The sequence below is a fragment of the Phenylobacterium parvum genome (assembly GCF_003150835.1).
Lineage (GTDB): Bacteria > Pseudomonadota > Alphaproteobacteria > Caulobacterales > Caulobacteraceae > Phenylobacterium > Phenylobacterium parvum.
Genome location: NZ_CP029479.1, coordinates 585,611 through 601,974 on the forward strand (window position 1 = coordinate 585,611; position 16,364 = coordinate 601,974).

At 69.4% G+C, this 16,364-nt stretch carries 16 protein-coding genes and 1 tRNA gene; 5 read left to right on the plus strand and 12 right to left on the minus strand.

What is annotated here, in order from left to right:
* Window positions 1-11: 11 nt before the first annotated feature.
* From HYN04_RS02790 to HYN04_RS02810, 5 genes are read right to left on the minus strand one after another with little or no spacing between them, the layout of a single operon-like run.
* Window positions 12-569, minus strand: a complete 558-nt coding sequence (locus HYN04_RS02790) for a demethoxyubiquinone hydroxylase family protein (protein ID WP_110449348.1) — start codon at window positions 567-569, stop codon at window positions 12-14.
* A complete protein-coding gene (locus HYN04_RS02795) occupies window positions 566-1,108 on the minus strand; it encodes a disulfide bond formation protein B (RefSeq protein ID WP_110449349.1) in 543 nt (180 codons plus the stop codon). The genes HYN04_RS02790 and HYN04_RS02795 overlap by 4 nt, the downstream gene beginning before the upstream one ends.
* 42 nt (window positions 1,109-1,150) lie before the next feature.
* Window positions 1,151-1,729: a YqaA family protein gene (locus HYN04_RS02800; RefSeq protein ID WP_110449350.1), complete on the minus strand. Its 579-nt coding sequence runs from the start codon at window positions 1,727-1,729 to the stop codon at window positions 1,151-1,153.
* Between the two features lie 11 nt (window positions 1,730-1,740).
* Window positions 1,741-3,600, minus strand: coding sequence for a ferrous iron transporter B (gene feoB, locus HYN04_RS02805; protein ID WP_110449351.1), 1,860 nt, complete (start codon window positions 3,598-3,600; stop codon window positions 1,741-1,743).
* A complete protein-coding gene (locus HYN04_RS02810; protein ID WP_110449352.1) occupies window positions 3,597-3,899 on the minus strand; it encodes a FeoA family protein in 303 nt (100 codons plus the stop codon). Before HYN04_RS02810 ends, feoB begins: the two co-directional genes overlap by 4 nt.
* 126 nt (window positions 3,900-4,025) lie before the next feature.
* Between HYN04_RS02810 and HYN04_RS02815 the strand changes: the two genes are divergently transcribed.
* Together HYN04_RS02815 and HYN04_RS02820 are read left to right on the plus strand one after the other, a co-directional pair.
* A tRNA-Leu gene (locus HYN04_RS02815) sits at window positions 4,026-4,110 on the plus strand.
* A 69-nt stretch (window positions 4,111-4,179) separates the two neighbouring features.
* Window positions 4,180-5,466 carry a dicarboxylate/amino acid:cation symporter gene (locus HYN04_RS02820; RefSeq protein WP_162599666.1) on the plus strand — a complete coding sequence of 429 codons (1,287 nt, stop codon included), beginning with the start codon at window positions 4,180-4,182 and terminating at the stop codon, window positions 5,464-5,466.
* A gap of 6 nt (window positions 5,467-5,472) precedes the next feature.
* On the opposite strand, the gene HYN04_RS02825 is transcribed toward HYN04_RS02820, so the two are convergent.
* Window positions 5,473-6,090: a glutathione S-transferase family protein gene (locus tag HYN04_RS02825; protein WP_110449353.1), complete on the minus strand. Its 618-nt coding sequence runs from the start codon at window positions 6,088-6,090 to the stop codon at window positions 5,473-5,475.
* A 136-nt stretch (window positions 6,091-6,226) separates the two neighbouring features.
* Here HYN04_RS02825 and HYN04_RS02830 point away from each other — a divergent pair, with 136 nt between their 5' ends.
* Window positions 6,227-7,060, plus strand: a complete 834-nt coding sequence (locus HYN04_RS02830; RefSeq protein WP_110449354.1) for an enoyl-CoA hydratase-related protein — start codon at window positions 6,227-6,229, stop codon at window positions 7,058-7,060.
* Between the two features lie 13 nt (window positions 7,061-7,073).
* Here HYN04_RS02830 and HYN04_RS02835 read toward each other — a convergent pair whose 3' ends face one another.
* The 6 genes from HYN04_RS02835 to HYN04_RS02860 all read right to left on the minus strand — a co-directional run bounded on the left by HYN04_RS02835 (window position 7,074) and on the right by HYN04_RS02860 (window position 14,443).
* On the minus strand, window positions 7,074-7,826 hold the full coding sequence (locus HYN04_RS02835) for a hypothetical protein (RefSeq protein WP_110449355.1): 753 nt from the start codon (window positions 7,824-7,826) through the stop codon (window positions 7,074-7,076).
* A gap of 118 nt (window positions 7,827-7,944) precedes the next feature.
* On the minus strand, window positions 7,945-8,457 hold the full coding sequence (locus HYN04_RS02840) for a CarD family transcriptional regulator (RefSeq protein WP_110449356.1): 513 nt from the start codon (window positions 8,455-8,457) through the stop codon (window positions 7,945-7,947).
* Window positions 8,458-8,716: 259 nt separating this feature from the next.
* The gene (gene fdxA / locus HYN04_RS02845; protein WP_110449357.1) at window positions 8,717-9,058 is read right to left on the minus strand and encodes a ferredoxin FdxA; all 342 of its coding nucleotides are present in this window, start codon (window positions 9,056-9,058) and stop codon (window positions 8,717-8,719) included.
* Between the two features lie 83 nt (window positions 9,059-9,141).
* Window positions 9,142-11,526 carry a penicillin acylase family protein gene (locus HYN04_RS02850; protein WP_110449358.1) on the minus strand — a complete coding sequence of 795 codons (2,385 nt, stop codon included), beginning with the start codon at window positions 11,524-11,526 and terminating at the stop codon, window positions 9,142-9,144.
* A gap of 56 nt (window positions 11,527-11,582) precedes the next feature.
* Complete coding sequence (locus HYN04_RS02855) at window positions 11,583-11,891, minus strand: RNA-binding S4 domain-containing protein (protein WP_110449359.1); 309 nt, start codon at window positions 11,889-11,891, stop codon at window positions 11,583-11,585.
* On the minus strand, window positions 11,888-14,443 hold the full coding sequence (locus HYN04_RS02860; RefSeq protein ID WP_110449360.1) for a helicase-related protein: 2,556 nt from the start codon (window positions 14,441-14,443) through the stop codon (window positions 11,888-11,890). The genes HYN04_RS02855 and HYN04_RS02860 overlap by 4 nt, the downstream gene beginning before the upstream one ends.
* 369 nt (window positions 14,444-14,812) lie before the next feature.
* On the opposite strand from HYN04_RS02860, the gene rpmB reads away from it, so the two are divergent.
* Together rpmB and HYN04_RS02870 are read left to right on the plus strand one after the other, a co-directional pair.
* The gene (rpmB, locus tag HYN04_RS02865; RefSeq protein ID WP_110449361.1) at window positions 14,813-15,106 is read left to right on the plus strand and encodes a 50S ribosomal protein L28; all 294 of its coding nucleotides are present in this window, start codon (window positions 14,813-14,815) and stop codon (window positions 15,104-15,106) included.
* Between the two features lie 146 nt (window positions 15,107-15,252).
* Complete coding sequence (locus HYN04_RS02870; RefSeq protein ID WP_110449362.1) at window positions 15,253-16,359, plus strand: NAD(P)-dependent alcohol dehydrogenase; 1,107 nt, start codon at window positions 15,253-15,255, stop codon at window positions 16,357-16,359.
* The last annotated feature ends 5 nt before the right edge of the window (window positions 16,360-16,364 follow it).

Consider the following 16,364-nt stretch of genomic DNA (forward strand, 5'->3'; position numbering starts at 1 on the left):
CCTGGCGAACGTCAGATCTTCTCGCTGATCCGGATGGCCGTCCGGCAACCGAGGCGGATTGCCGCCGCCAGGAGAGGATAACCCGGCGCCTCCCGGGCGCCTTCCTCGACAGCGAGATCGCGATGGGACAATTCCTCGTCCCTGAACTCCGAGAGCTCGTCGGCAAGGGCGGGCTCACGGTCGGCCAGTTCAGCCACCTGCCCGGCATAGTGCTCGCCGATCACCGTCTCCACCGCCTCCGTGCAGGCATGGGCCGCCTTCTCCCCGAGCAGGGCGGTCCCGACGCCCAGGGCGAAACCTGCGACCCTCCAGAGGGGGGTCATCAGGGTGGGGCGTACTCCCCGTTCCGCCAGCAGGGCCTCGAACCGGGCGAGGTGGCGGGCCTCATGGGCCTCCATCTCTTCCAGCTGGCCGGCGATCCGTGCCTTGCCGGGCGCTGAGCCGAGTACGGCCCGCTGCCCGCGATAGATGTGTACGGCGCCGAGTTCGCCCGCATGGTCGACCCGGAGGATCTCCGCCAGGCGGGCTGCGCCGGCGCCGGCGCCTGGCCGAAGTGGGGTGCGGTTCATGGCGCCCGCCGATCCATGCGCCAGGCCAGAAAGCCGAGGAAAGCCAGTCCCAGGGACACAAGGACATTCCATCCCGCCATGGACAGGCCCAGCAGCCTCCAGGCCGCCTCATCGCACGCTGGCGGTTTCACCTTCAGCGTCCCGTCCAGCAGGCCGGACATGTCGAGGTCTGAGACGGAACCCCCCGCGCCGGCGCAGGCCCCGGGGCCCGGCCACCACTTCCATTCCGCCCCGGCGTGATAGGCGGCGAGGCCGGCGCCGAAGAGGAAGATCCCGCCCAGTCCAAGGGCGAGCCAGGGCCTCAGCCGGCGACCCGGCGCAAGACGAAGGACCAGGAGACCCGCAAGGGCGAGGCCGCCGGCGACCCAGTAGACCTCCCGCTGCTTCAGGCAGAGGAGGCAGGGCGCATAACCGCCGAAGCGCTCGAAGGCGTGGGCGGTCGCGAGCATGGCCACGCTGGCCGCCAGGGCGAGGGCCGGCCAGGTCGCCGGGAGGCGGTCGCGGAGGGCCTGCGCGGTGCCTGGGGAAGATGTCGCCATGCCCGGCTTATCCCCTGAAAACCGCGCGGGTCCAAGGGGGGCTCACGTCAGGATCTTCCAGGCGATGAACGCCGCCGCCAGCAGGCCGCCGCCCGCCAGGACATACACCGTCATGCGACGCTCGAACTCCGCCAGCAGGGCTGGGCCGTAGAATTTGAGGATGGCGGCGGTCAGGAAGAAACGCGCGCCCCGGGTCACCACGGAGGCCCAGATGAAGGTGAAGAAGGAGAAATGGGCCAGTCCGGAGGCGATGGTGACCAGCTTGTAGGGCACGGGGGTCAACCCCTTGATCAGGATCACCGCCAGGCCCCACTGGCTGAACCAGGCTTGGAAGGCGTCTCGGCCCTCGGCGTGTCCCATCAGCTTCAGGAGAGCCAGGCCAAGGGGCTCCAGGTAGTAGCCGATGGCGTAGCCGAGGATCCCGCCGGCCACCGAGGCCGCCGTGCAGATGGCCGCATAGACGAAGGCCCTGTCCCGGCGCGCCAGGACCATGGGCGCCAGCATGACGTCCGGCGGGATCGGAAAGAATGAGCTTTCGGCGAAGGATACGGCGGCCAGGGCCCAGGGGGCTCGCCGGGACCCCGCGAGGGCCAGGACCTTCTGGTAGAGGCGGCGGAGCATGCTCTTCGACCTCAGCCCAGACCAAGGGCGGTCGCGCCCTGGTAGACCAGGAAGGCCGCGGCATAGGCGAGGGCCAGCATGTAGCCGAACATGACGGACGGCCAGAGCCACCCGCCTGTCTCGCGCTTCACCACGGCGAGGGTCGCCACGCACTGGGGCGCAAACACATACCAGGCCAGGAAGGCGAGGCCGGAGGCCAGCGACCATTGCCGGGCGAGGATGCCCGCCAGGGCTCCCTCTTCGCCGCCGACGGCGTAGATGGCGCCCAAGGCGGCCACTGCGACCTCCCGGGCCGCCATGCCGGGGATCAGGGCGACCACCATCTCCCAGCTGAAACCGATGGGCGCGAACAGCGGCTCCAGGAAGTGGCCCAGCCGGCCCGCGGCGCTGTAGGCGATGGCGGGCCCCTCGGCCCCTGCAGGAGGTGAGGGCCAGCTAGAAAGCGCCCAGACGAGGACCATGAGCGGCAGGATGATCCGACCAGCCCGGCTGATGAAGGCCCCCGCCTTCTGGCCCAGGTTGCGCAGGACATTGCCGGGCTCCGGGCGCTTGTAGTCCGGCAACTGCATCATGAAGGGCTCGGCTCCGCCCCTCCAGAACACCCTGCGGATCAGGAAGGCGACGATCAGGGCCGAGAGGATGCCGGCGGCGTAGAGGGCGAACATCACCAGGCCCTGGAGGCTCAGGAAGCCGCCCACCGTACGGTCGGGGATCAGGGCGCTGATGATAAGGGTGTAGACGGGGATGCGCGCCGAGCAGGTCATCAGGGGCGCGGTCAGGATGGTGGTCAGCCGGTCCCGCCGACTGTCGATGACCCGGGTCGACATGATGCCGGGAACCGCGCAGGCGAAGCTCGACAACAGGGGAATGAAGGCCCGCCCATGAAGGCCCGCCCCGCCCATGATCCGGTCCATCAGGAAGGCGGCCCTGGCCATGTAGCCCGTGTCCTCAAGCAGGAGGATGAACAGGAAGAGGATCACGATCTGCGGCAGGAAGACGAGGACGGATCCCACCCCGGCTATGAGGCCGTCGACGACCAGGCCGGTGATCCAGCCCGGGGGCAGGAGTCCTGTGGCGATACCCCCAAGGGCCGCGAAGCCCGCCTCGATCAGGTCCTGGGCCGGACCTGCCCAGGTGAAGACCGCCTGGAACATCAGGAACAGCAGGCCCAGCAGGACGGCGACACCGGCGATGGGGTGAAGCAGCAGGGCGTCCAGGCGTCCGGTCAGGGTGTCGGGCCGGCTCGGCGGCTTCACCGCGGCGCGCATCAGGTCACGCGCCCGGCGGTGGGCGTCGCGCACCTCTGCAGCGCTCGGCTCGCGCCAGCCTGAGTCCGACGGCGCCGGCACGGAGTCCGCCTGGGCGGCGGCCAGCGCCAGGAGGGCGTCCAGTCCCCGCTTCCGGGTCGCCACCGTGGCCGTGACCGGAACGCCGAGCCCGCGCGAAAGGGCCTCGAAGTCGATGGCGATGCCCTGTCGCTCGGCGATGTCGATCATGTTCAGCACGAAGACCAGGGGGCGTCCTGTCGACTTCAGTTCCAGGGCGAGCCGGAGCACGAGCCCGAGGTTGGTGGCGTCGGCGACGCAAAGGATCACGTCCGGAGCGGGCTCGTCCTTCAGCCGGCCCAGCACCGCATCCCGCGTCACCGCCTCGTCCGGGGAGCGGGCCCTCAGGGAATAGGTCCCCGGTAGGTCGACCAGTCGGACGCGCCGTCCGTCCGGCAGGTCCGCGACGCCCTCCTTCCGCTCGACCGTCACCCCGGCGTAGTTGGCGACCTTCTGGCGGCCGCCGGTCAGGGCGTTGAACAGGGCCGTCTTGCCGCAGTTCGGATTACCGACGAGGGCGAAGGTAGCGAAAGGGGTCGCGTTCACGCCGCTTCCCGCGCCAGGATGACGTTCATCGCCTCGCTGCGCCGGAGGGCGACGCGCATGTCATCCACCTTCACGGCGATGGGATCGCCGCCCAGCAGGCCCTCGTGCAGGACCGTGACCCGGGCGCCCTCGACGAAACCGAACTCCAGGAGGCGCAGCTCCAGCTCCTCGGGGTCAAGGGCGTCCACGCTCCGGACCTGTGCGGCCTGGACCTCGATGATCACCCCCCGGTCGCCGGGGCGCGCTTCGCCCAGCCGGAAGGCCGGTCTGTCGTCCGCCGTCCGGGCGTCGATGGGCATGGGCGATCTCCGGCGCGCGGCGGAAATTGAGAACGGTTTTCATCTGAACTTGCTCGCGGCAAGACGCAACCCCGACAGAAAACGGATGCGGGACGGCGGAGCAGGGGGTATCACCGGCTCGCACCCGCGGGCGTGGCGGAATTGGCAGACGCGCCGGACTCAAAATCCGGTTCCGCAAGGAGTGTCGGTTCGACCCCGACCGCCCGCACCAGTCGTTCCCGGGCCGGCCCCGCCGCCCCCCTGAAGAAAGGCAAGTCCGCGAATGAAGGTGCTGCGGAGCCTGCGCCTGCTCTATGTCCAGGTCCTGGTGGCGATCGTCCTCGGCATCCTTGTCGGATTCTGGTGGCCTGAGATCGGGGTGGCCCTGAAGCCGCTGGGCGACGCCTTCGTCAGGCTGATCAAGATGGTCATCGCCCCGGTGATCTTCTGCACCGTCGCGGCCGGCATCGCCCGCATGAGCGACATGAAGGCCTTTGGCCGGTTGGGCCTTCGCACCCTCATCTACTTCGAGGTGGTTTCCACCCTGGCCCTCGTGATTGGACTTGTCGTGGGCCGGGTCGTCCAGCCTGGCGCGGGGTTCAACGTCGATCCCGCCTCCCTCGATCCCTCAATCGCCGCGGGATATGTCGAGAAGGCTACGCATGGGGCCACCCTTTCTGAGTCGCTCCTGGCCGTCATTCCGGAGGCATTCTTTGGCGCCTTCGCGGAGGGAAACCTCCTGCAGGTCCTCCTTATCGCCATCCTGACCGGCTTCGCCTGCACCCGGCTTGGTGACTTCGGCCGGCAGGCCGCCGACGTCTTCGACAACATCTCGCACCTGTTCTTCGGCGTGATCCAGGTGGTGGTGAAGTTCGCCCCCGCCGGCGCCTTTGGCGCGATGGGATTCACCATCGGCAAGTTCGGCCTGGCGGCCCTGATCAAGCTGGGCGCCCTGGTGGCCACCTTCTACGCCACCTCGCTTGTTTTCGTGCTGGTCGTGCTGGGGCTGATCGCCGCCCTCGCCGGTTTCTCTATCCTGAAGTTCCTGCGCTACATCCGCGAGGAGCTGCTGATCGTCCTGGGGACCTCCTCCTCGGAGTCTGTCCTGCCCCAGATGATGCAGAAGCTTCAGCAACTGGGGGCGGGGAAAACCACGGTGGGTCTCGTCATCCCTACCGGCTACAGCTTCAACCTCGACGGCACCAACATCTACATGACCCTGGCGACCCTGTTCCTGGCCCAGGCCATGAACATACCCATCACCCTGGGGCAGGAGCTGACCCTACTGGGGGTCGCCATGCTGACCTCGAAGGGCGCCAGCGGCGTGACCGGCGCCGGCTTCATCACCCTGGCGGCCACCCTTGCAGTGGTTCCCGATATCCCGATCGCCGGCCTCGCCCTCCTTGTGGGCGTCGACCGGTTCATGAGCGAGTGCCGCGCCCTGACCAACCTGGTGGGGAATGGTGTCGCCGCCCTCGTGGTGGCCCGCTGGGAGGGCGATCTCGACCGCGACCGGCTCCGCGAAGAGCTCGACCGCGGTCCGCCCGCCGTCCCCGCCCGGGCATCCGCCGCGAGCGGGGCCGACTGATCGGCTTCAGGCGGCGGCGCTGGGCCGGGCCTTGGTGCGTTCGAACCAGGCGCGGATGTTGCCCGCCTCGTCCGGGATGGGCTGGCCGACCTGGGCGCCGAAGGCCAGGAAACCGAACAGCAGGATGTCGGCCAGGGTGAAGCGCTCGCCGGCCACCCAGGTCCGTCCGGCCAACAGGCCGTCCAGCCAGATCAGCCGGTCGCGGGCGATCTCCTTGAGTTCCTTGGCGCCGTCCGAACCCACCAGCTTGATCCGGTTGGCGAACAGGGCGCGACCTTCGGCGGCGCGGAAGCCATTGGCCATGGGCTCGCAGATATTCAGGTCGATGCGGCGCACCCACATGCGGGTCTCGGCTCGCTCTTCCGGGGTCGCCCCGATCAGCGCGGGCCCGGAGCCAACCTCCTCGAGGTACTCGCAGATGGCGGTGATCTCGGAGATGGTCTTGCCGTTGTCCAGTTCCAGCGCCGGAAGCTGGCCGGCGACGTTGACGGTCGAATTGAAGGGCGGCCGCCGGTTCTCGCCGCCCATGAGGTCGACTTCATGCTTCGGGATGTCCAGGCCCTTTTCGGCGATGAACATGCGCACGACGTGCGGATTGGGTCCGACGGAATTGTAGAGTTTCATCCTGGGTCTCCTGCCTTTGCCGCGATTAGCGGGACGCCGGACGAGCCCGTCAAGCCGGACCCTACGTCAACCTGACGGTGCTTGTCCGCCCCGCCCCGCCGCGCCTAGGCTGCGAGTGTTCAAGGGGAGCCACCGCATGACCGACCAGCCCATCCTTCTCGTCGATGACCCGGCGCCGCATATCCGCCGGCTGACGCTCAACCGCCCTGAAAAGCGCAACGCCCTCTCCAACGCCCTGCGCGGCGAGCTCTTCGCCGCCCTGGAGGCGGCAGACCAGGATCCGCAGGTGCGGGTCATCATCCTGCGCGGCGCCGGCCCCTGCTTTTCCTCGGGCTACGACCTCGCCGGGGTTGGCGCCCTGCCGTTCCATACGGCTGGCGGCCAGGGCCAGTGGGCCCGCCACGTGGTCGAGGGCTGCTTCCGCATGTGGGACATGGCCAAGCCGATCATCGCCCAGGTGCATGGGTGGTGCCTCGCCGGGGGGTCTGAACTCGCCGTCGCCTGCGATCTTGTCTACGTCGCCGAGGACGCGAAGATCGGCTACCCCGCCGTGCGCACCATGAGCCCGCCGGACAACATGTACCACGCCTGGATTGTCGGGATGCGCGCGGCCATGGAGCTGATGCTCACGGGCGACGCCTTCGATGGCCTTGAAGCGGTGCGGCTGGGCTTCGCCAACCGGGCCTTCAAGGCCGATGACCTGGAAGGCGAGGTCCTTGCCATGGCGGAGCGCATCGCCATGGTCGATCCCGAGCTCGCCCAGCTGAACAAGCGCCTGGTCCATCGCCAGATGGAGGCCATGGGCATGCGCGCCGGAATCCGGGCTGGCACCGATCTTCATGCGCTCGGCTGGCACACGCCCGCCAGCCGCACCTACATGGCGGAGCTGAGGCAGGGCGTGACCAAGGCTCTCAACACCCGGGACTCGGCCTTCGGCGACTATCGGACCGGCGACAAGGCGGGGGGCTGAGGTCCCCGCCGGATCAGAAGGCGTAGCGGTAGCCGAAGACCGGGCCAGCCAAGGTCAGGTCGGTCTTGAGCTTCCGGCCGGTCGCCTCGAGATTGTAGACCCGCACGCCGCCGTAGAGGCTCGAGGCCTCGTTCAGGCTGTAGTTGGCGGTGGCGATGGCCTGCCAGGTCTTGAGGTTGCCGCCGCCCAGGCCGGCGTAGTCCACATAGCCGGCGAGGGTCCAGTTCTCACCCGAGCGGACCTTGCCTCGGACGCCGATCATGGGCTGCCAGCCGTCCACCTCGTTCTCGGAGGTCACGCCGGGCTGCCCGGGGCGGCTGATGCCTGCCTTCAGCTTGAACTTGCTGTAGCGGGCGCCGCCAACGAGATCGATCGAACCGCGCTCGTGCTCATAAACCCGAGCGAAGCCGGCGACCGTCGCCTCGGTCGTCGAACCCGCGATCTTGCTGTTGATCACTGGCGTCCCGCCCAGCTCGACATCCGGCTTGACGGTGAACTTGACGTAGCCCACGTCGCCCATGACCCCGAAGCGGCCCTTCCGGGCCTCCGCCGTGCCCATGAAGGCGCCGGTCAGGTGACTGAGGATATCCTTGAAGGTGATCTCGATGTCCGCAGTCGGGCCATCAGGCGGCACCTGGCTGTCACCCACGACACCCGGTCCCCAGAGATAGGGAGAGACGGACACTTCCCAGTCATCGCTGGCCTGGGCGGCGCCCGCGGCGAGGAGAAGGGACAGGGCGGGCAAGGCTACGCGCAGAATCTTCATGGCGGTCTCCGGACGGTGCGGTCGTTGGCTCTGGGGGCGAATTCCCGAAGTGCCGTAGACCGATGTCCGTCGGTAGACTGTATGAAGTTAGACGATTGTGACCTGAGGTTATCGCTCGTCAGGCGGATACGACGGCCTTGGTCAGGCTCTTGGTCAGGATGCCGATCGCCGCCTCACGGTCGATCCGCTCGATCGCGGCGACCTCTCGGGCCATCCTGTCCAGGGCCGACTCATAGAGTTGCCGCTCGGAATAGGACTGCTCCGGCTGGTTCTCGGCCCGGTGCAGGTCGCGGACCACCTCGGCGATCGAGATCAGGTCGCCGGAATTGATCTTGGCCTCGTATTCCTGGGCGCGGCGCGACCACATGGTGCGCTTCACCCGGGCGCGGCCCTTCAGGGTGGTCAGGGCCTGGCTGACGACATTCCCCTCGGCCAGCGACCGAAGGCCCGAGACCTTGGCCTTGGCGGTAGGCACCCGGAGGGTCATCTTTTCGTGGTCGAAGGTGATCACGTAGACTTCAAGCGAATAGCCGGCGACTTCCTGGGTCTCGATCCCCTGGACCTGCCCGACGCCATGCGCCGGATAGACCACGTGATCGCCCACAGTGAACTGAAGACCGTCCTTGCTCATACAGTGATCCCCTCAACACACTTCCTGGCTCGCCAGCCTTCTCTTCCGCCCGGGACAAACCCTCCTGTCCCGCAAAGCGCGCGGGGCTGGAGCCTGTCTGTTTCCGGTGGCTTCCGGTCAGGACACCCTTCGCCTTCCAGGGGCGGAGGTCGACGGCGAGCGACGACTCGTGGACACAAAGACCCAGGCGGGAGTCCGCCAGAGACGCGCGGTCCTATCACAAAAGCGAAAACAAAGAAAGGCTTGCGCCGTGCGGGCCTCAGGAACCCTTGCCGGGCTGCTCGCTGAAATATTTCTCGAACTTGCCGGTTTCGCGTTCGAAGTCCGTGGCGTCCGCCGGCGGCTCGCCCTTGAGGGTGATGTTCGGCCAGACCTTGGCGTACTCGGTGTTGACGCGCAGCCACTTGCCGTCCGGGGTGTCCTCGGTGTCCGGCTTGATGGCGTCGACCGGGCACTCCGGCTCGCAGACCCCGCAGTCGATGCACTCGTCGGGGTTGATCACGAGGAAGTTCTCGCCCTCGTAGAAGCAGTCGACCGGACACACCTCCACGCAGTCCATGAACTTACATTTGATGCAGGGGTCCATGACGATGTAGGTCATCGCGGCTCTCAGGCTCCGGGCGCAGGTCGCTTCCGGCGCGGGTTCTCGCGGTCCGCGCGGGGGATGTCAATGCCGCCCGCCGTTCAGCGCGCCGGCGACAGTTTCAGGACCCGCTCCGTCGCCGCCTCCACCGCCTCCCGGCTGTAGACCAGGGGCAGGTAGCCGCCCTTCACCCAGACCGGGAAAAGGTCGCGGGCATGGGGGCTGTCCACATCCCCGGACTGGCCGGGCGTGTTGATGAACCGGCTGGCGTCCCAGTTCCCCACGTCCAGCACCATCCGGAAGGAGGCGCCCGACGTCACGCGGAAATCCTCGGCGCGCCAGGACGCCGCCAGGGGGGAAAGCGAGGTCCCGGCCATGGGGGCGGGCCCAACGCTCAGGCCTTCGCGGTCGCGGCCCTCGGCCAGGGGCGCCAGCACGTGGGTGAACTCCGCCTGGTGCAGGCGTCCCCAGGACCAGGACCCGGGGTCGGGGCCCATCCGGGCCTCGGCCTCGCGGGCGGCCGCCCCCAGGCTCTCCAGCAGCACGACCCTGCGGGCGCCGTCGGGATCCGGCCCCAGGGCCGAACCCGGCGCGTCCAGGAGGTCCATGACCGCCGCCTGGTCCCCGCCCCCGATCAGGCTGCGGACCTTTTCCGGCGCCGCCCGGCCCACCACGGCGGGTCCGAGGTGTTTGCCGGTCCAGATCAGGTAGACAGCCGCTGCTGCGCTGTCGGCGCTCGCCCTGCCGTCCCATCCGCGCAGGAGGTCCAGCGCCCGGGCGGTGAGGGGATCGTCCGATTTAAGGGGCGCCAGCAGCTTGAGCAGGCGTCGGGAAGTGATGTCGGCGGGGTCTGTCTGGAGGGCCATCGCCGCCTCGAGGCTGATCTTGCCGTCGGCGCCCAGGACCTCCTCGATCCGTTGGATGCGGGATGGGTTCGACCACTCGAACCCGACCTTCCGTTCGGCGACGGGGTATCCGGGGGGAAGGTTCATGGCGTTCGCCGTGGCGATGAAGCCTTCGGCCGGATCGACCCGGGAAGGCAGTTCGTCCTGTGAAAGGAAGCCGCGCCATTCATACTGTCCGTCTCCGGGAACGGGCAGCAGGCCGTCCCAATTGGGCCGGCCGGGGACAAGGCCGGCCGCCACCCAGCCGATCCGGCCGGTCACGTCAGCATAGACCTGGTTCTCGCTGGGCGTACCCCAGTTCGCCAGGGCGGCCTTGAACTCGGGCCAGGAGCGGGCGTTCATGTAACCGAGGGATCCGAAGTAGGCGCTCGCGCCGGGCTCTGCCCATACGGAACGCAGGGCGAAGGCCTTGCGCCCGGAGGGGTCGGCGAAGATCACCGGCCCGTGGCGGGTGAACCGGAGCTCCATCTCGCGCGACGCCTCTCCACGCACCTCGATGCGCTCGCGTACGGTCATCATCCGCGCCCATCCCTCTCCTGACCGGTAGAGGCCTGGGTCCTCGGGCGAGGTCTCATAGACGTAGAGGTCTTCCTGGTCGGCGTAGAAGATGGTGAGGCCGAAGGCGATCGTCCCGTTGTGGCCGATGGATACCCCTGGCAGGGCAGGCTCCCCGGCGCCGATCACCGACAGGCCTGGCGCTTCCAGGTGGGCGACATAGCGCAGGGAGGGCAGTCCATGGTCCCGGTGCGGGTCATTGGCCAGGATGGGTCGCCCGGTCGTCGTCTTTGACGGTGCGATGGTCCAGTTGTTCGACCCCTGGGAGTCGGGAAGCGGAGCCTCCGCAGCCAGGCGCCGGCGGGCGGAGTCGAACCGGACGCCGCGGGTGGCCAGGTTGTAGTCCTTCAAGACATCCGCCGGGATGGCGCAGGGATCGAGACCTTGGGGGACCGAGGGGGTCCAGTCCGGCTCCAGCTTCTTGAACAGGCGGTCCGCCCCGGGGCCGCCGGCGCAGAGGATCCGGGCCCGTGCGACCTCCATCCCGGCGTTCCGGGTCAGGCCGTGGCTGCGGATGCGGACGACGTCCTCCGGCGCCCAGCGGTCCGGCCTTGTGCCGGCGATCCGGAACTCCCGGGGCAGGGGGCGTCGGCCGTCCAGGATTTCATCCACGTAGGCGTTGATCCCGGCCACGAAGGCCTCGGTATCCGTCTTTGCCGAGGCTCCGTAGGCGGCCCACTCGGCAGCCATGTCGCCGCGGTACAGGAATAGCCGGGCGGCGCGGTCCTGTTCGGCGAAGTCCGGTCCGAAGTCCCGCGCCAGCAGGCCCAGCCCGCGCTTTCTCCAGAGGTCGATCTGCCACAGCCGGTCCCGGGCGGCGTTGTAGCCCTGCACGAAGAAGGCGTCCCGGGCCGACCGGGCGTAGATGTGAGGCACTCCCCAGCGGTCGATGCGGATCTCTGCGGGCGCCGACAGGCCGGCGATCTTTCGGGTCTCCACGGGCGGTTTCGCGGCAAGTGCCGACGCCCCGGGCGCCAGGACGGCTGCAGCGATCAGGACCCACAGCACCGCCAGTCTTCCCTTCATGTCTTCGCCTCCCCTTTCCCTAGACGCTAGGCGCCGGGGCGGGGCAGGGCAAGGGCTCAGGCGACGCCGGTATCCGGGGTCGCGGGTGTCTCCAACGCCCGGTAAAGGGTCCGGGCCTCCGCCGGCGGCCCCCGGCGCTCGCCGAGGGCCAGGACTTCCACGGCGGTCAGCCGTCCCCCGGCGGCGAAGACGAGGTGATCGCCGGCCCTTAGGGGACGGGCGCACTTGTCGATCCGGCTCTCCGCGCCCTCCCGGGTCAGCCGCACCCGGCCTTCATCCAGGAACCGGGCCGCCAGGCTCCGCGACTTGAAGAACCGCGCCCGCCAGAGCCAGACGTCCGCACGGACGGAATCCCCCCCGCTCATCCGGCGGCCCGGCCGGGCCGACGGGGGCGGCGCCCCTTGCGCGGCCCCCGTGTGCGCGCCGGCTTGCCTTCCAGGAGGCGAAGGGCGGCCAGGGCCGAGAAGGGCGAGGCGTCGGAGATGGGAGCCTGGGGCCGGGGCGCCGGCGCCTTCCGACGGCGCCAGAGGACAGGTGCGTCCGTACGGGGCTTCTCCAGGGGCGCAAAGCCCAGGGCCCGCAGGACCGCAAAGAGGTGATCGACCGGGCCGTCCAGGATCTGGGAGAGGGCGGGCGCGACCTCGACGCCCCGGGGGGTGGAGGGGGCGGCGCGCAGGGCGCCGTCCAGGGCTTCCAGCCGGCTCGCCTCCACCAGGAGGTCTCCGGCCCGCCTCAGGCCCGCGGCCGCAAGGACCGGCTTTGGCGCGGCGTCCTGCCCGCGGGCCAGGCGGCCGGGGCGGGGCGGCGGCCGTCCGGGAGCCAGGACCGCCCGCACGAGGTCCAGGGCCTCCGGCGAGGGCAGCTCGGGAAGGAAGACGGAAAAGGCGCCCAGGCGCACGCCAAGGGTGCGTAGGCTGCGACGCTCAGCCGGCGACAGGGCGGCGGCCTCCTCGCGCACCTCCGCCCGGTCGAGCAGGCCGCCGGCCTCCACCAGGCGCCAGGCCAGGCCCCGGGCCAGTCCCCGCAGCTGGTCCGTGCGCAGGGCCTGGTCCAGGCGGGCGAGGGGCGCGAGCCGGCGACCGGCCTCCGCCGCGAGCCAGGCCTCGATCCGCCGCAGCGCCCGCTCCCGCACCGGCGCCGGGCCAAGATCGCCGAACAGCCCGGCCCGGGGAGCAAAGAGCCCTCCGCCCTGCACGCCGGCGGCGGCCTCGCCGCGCCAAAGGATCCGCCCGCCAGGCTCCAGGGCGAAGGCCTCATCGGGTTCAGCGGCCATCCGCCCCAGGCGTCGGGCGATCTCCGGGGCGGCGGCGGAGTTCGCGGCGGCGCGCAGGGCCTTCTCTTCCAGGGCTGAACCCGCCCGCTCGGGGGTGAAGACCACGCCGGTCAGGCGGCCCACGACCTGACCCTCGACCGTCACCACCCCGTCCCGCGAGACGCCAGCCAGGATTTCGCCGGAACTCCGCAGGGTGCGCATCAGCACGCTGGTCCGCCGGTCCACGAACCGGGCGGTCAGCTTCTCATGCAGGGTGTCCGAGAGGCGGTCTTCCAGGACGCGGGTCCGGCCCTGCCATCCGGCGGGGTCGCTCAGCCAGCCGGGGCGGTTGGCGACATAGGCCAGGGTCCGTACGTTCGACAGGCGGGCCTGGAGGGTGTCGATCTCGCCCTCGGTGCGATCCAGGCGGCGGAACTGGTCGGACATCCAGTCCTCGGGGATCCGGCGTCCGTGGCTGGAGAGCCAGAAGAAGAACTCCCGCGCCAGGCGCAGGTGCTCCTCCAGGCCGGTCTTGCGGAAGTCCGGGGTCTGGCAGACGTCCCAGAGGTGAAGGAGGGCGCTGCGGTCCCGGCAGCGGTCGGCCACCCGCGGGTCGGCGGCCAGTTGGCGCAGGGTGATCTCGTCCAGGGCCTCAGCCGACAGGGACAGGCCCTCGCGCCCCGGCGCCTCGCCCAGGGATCGCAGCAGTTCCCCAAGGGAGGCGAAGTCGAGTCGGGGATTTCGCCACTCGGCCGCAGGCGCCGGATCGTACCGATGAGCCTCGACCTGGGCGACGAGGCCCGGGTCCATCTCCTCGCAGTCGCCTGTGACCCCGAAGGTCCCGTCCTTCCGGTAGCGGCCGGCGCGACCGGCGATCTGCCCGACCTCCTGGGGATGAAGCGGCCGGGTCCTGCGGCCGTCGAACTTGTGCAGGCCGGCGAAGGCGACGTGGTCCACGTCCATGTTCAGGCCCATGCCGATGGCGTCGGTGGCCACAAGGAAGTCCACTTCGCCCGACTGGTAGAGCTCGACCTGGGCGTTCCGCGTCCGGGGGGAGAGCGAGCCCATGACCACCGCCGCTCCGCCGCGCTGGCGGCGGATCAGTTCGGCGATGGCGTAGACCTGGTCTGCGGAGAAGGCGACTACGGCGGACCGGCGCGGCAGGCGGGTCAGCTTCTTCCCGCCTGCATAGGACAGGGTCGAGAACCGCTCCCGGCTGACGATCTCGGCGTCGGGCAGCAGGCGGCGGATCAGGGGCGCCATGGACAGCGAGCCCAGCAGGAGGGTCTCCGACCGGCCCCGGGCGTGCAGCAGGCGGTGGGTGAAGACGTGCCCGCGCTCGGGATCGGCGCAGAGCTGGATCTCGTCGACGGCCAGGAACTCCACCTCCCGGCTCAGGGGCATGGCCTCGACCGTACAGACGAAGTAGGCCGCCCGGGGCGGGATGATCTTTTCTTCGCCGGTGATCAGGGCGACCGCCCGGGCGCCCCTGGCCCTGACGATGCGGTCGTAGATTTCCCGTGCGAGCAGGCGAAGGGGCAGGCCGATCATGCCGGAGGCGTGACCCAGCATCCGCTCGACGGCGAAATGGGTCTTTCCCGTGTTGGTCGGGCCGAGGACCGCGACCAGGCGCGATGGCGCAGGACCCAGCGAACGCTCGCTCATCGCTTCAGGGTGGGGTGGGAATCGCAGCCCTGCAAGCGCCTGCCAGCCGCTTTCGGGCGGCGGAACACGAAAAGCCTTAACGGAGGAGGGCGGAGCGCACGAACGCGCATGAAACGAATCATGACCGAATCAGCGACACCGCGCGATTCGGATTTTGTTCCATACTAGTAATTGTAGCGGAAGGTCCGTTAACCACAAATGAAAAAACACAACCATCCACAATCTTCTGTCTGGGCGCCCGGGTTGAGGATGCGGGGTCGCGCACCTGCCGGCCCTCAGCCTTGACCTCCGCCGTCGGCTTGGCCTATATCGCCGCTCCCCCGGCGGCCGCGCGGTTTCCGGGCCTCTTTCTATCGGGATGAAGAACCCATGTCGCGCCGCTGTGAACTCTCTGGTGTCGGTCCGATGGTCGGCCACAACGTGAGCCACTCGAACGTCAAGACCAAGCGCCGCTTCCTGCCGGCCCTGGCGCCCGTGACCCTGCAGTCCGACGCCCTTGGTCAGACCTTCAAGCTGCGCATCACCAACGCCGTCCTGCGCACCCTGGACTTCAAGGGCGGGCTCGACGCCTACCTGGTCAAGGCCCGCGACGAGGACCTCTCGCCCCGCGCCCTCAAGATCAAGCGGCAGGTCAAGGCCAAGCTCGCCGAGCAGGCCGCCTGACGCCCGTCCCCATGGTGGGACCTGAAGGGGCCGCCCTCCGGGGCGGCCTTTTTCGTTTCCGACGCGTCCGGTGCGTTGACGCAGTTGCGCCCAGCCGCCTGATCTGGTCCATCAGCTGGCGAGCCGCCTGACCCAGGAGCCTTGGAATGAAGATCACCGCCGCCGTCGCCCGGCCCGGAAAGACGGGCTTCGACCTGGAGGCCCTGACCCTCGAGGATCCCCGCGACGATGAGGTGCGGGTCCGCATCGCCGGGGTGGGCCTGTGCCATACCGACCTGGTCTTCCGGCACGCCGGCGAGGCCGTCTATCCCCTGCCGGCCGTCTTCGGGCATGAGGGCTCGGGCGTCGTCGAGGCGGTGGGGAGTGCGGTCACCCGTTTCCGGCCCGGCGACCGGGTGGCGATCAGCTATCGCTCCTGCGGCGCCTGCGACCGATGCCATGACGGCGACGCCCCCTACTGCCGCACCATGCCCCTCCTGAACTACACCGGCGCCCGGACCGATGGCTCCCGAGCCCTGCATGACGGGGTGGGGGACGTCGCCTCCAACTTCTTCGGCCAGTCCTCCTTCGCCAGCCACGCCCTGACCTACGAGCGCAATCTCGTGAAGCTACCCGACGACGTGCCTCTGGAACTGATGGGGCCCCTCGGATGCGGGATCCAGACCGGCGCCGGCGGGGTGATGAACAGCCTGGCCGCCCGTGCGGGCTCCTCCATCCTGATCACCGGCGGCGGGTCGGTGGGCCTCAGCGCCGTCATGGGGGCGAAGATCCAGGACTGCGCGGTCATCATCGTGCTGGAGCCCATGGCCTCCCGGCGGGAACTGGCCCTCGAGCTGGGCGCCACCCACGTCCTCGATCCCGCTGCGACACCCGACCTCACGGCAGCCGTGCGCGCCATTACCCCCGTCGGGGTGGATTACGCCTTCGACACGACCGGCATCCCGGCGGTGCTGAACGCTGTCATGGCCGGTTGCCTGGGCTCGAAGAGCGTCTTCGGCATTGTCGGCGTCACCCCGCCGGGAACGCCGGCGCCGGGCGACATGGGGCAGATGATCACCTTTGGCCACACGGTGAAAGGCATCATCGAGGGCGACGCCGATCCGGGCGTCTTCATCCCCCAACTGGTTGAGCACTATCGCGCTGGCCAGCTGCCCTTTGACCGGATGATCAAGACCTATCCCCTGGCCGAGATCGACCGCGCCATCGCCGAGCAGCATCAGGGACTGTGCGTGAAGGCGGTCCTGATCCCCTAGACCGG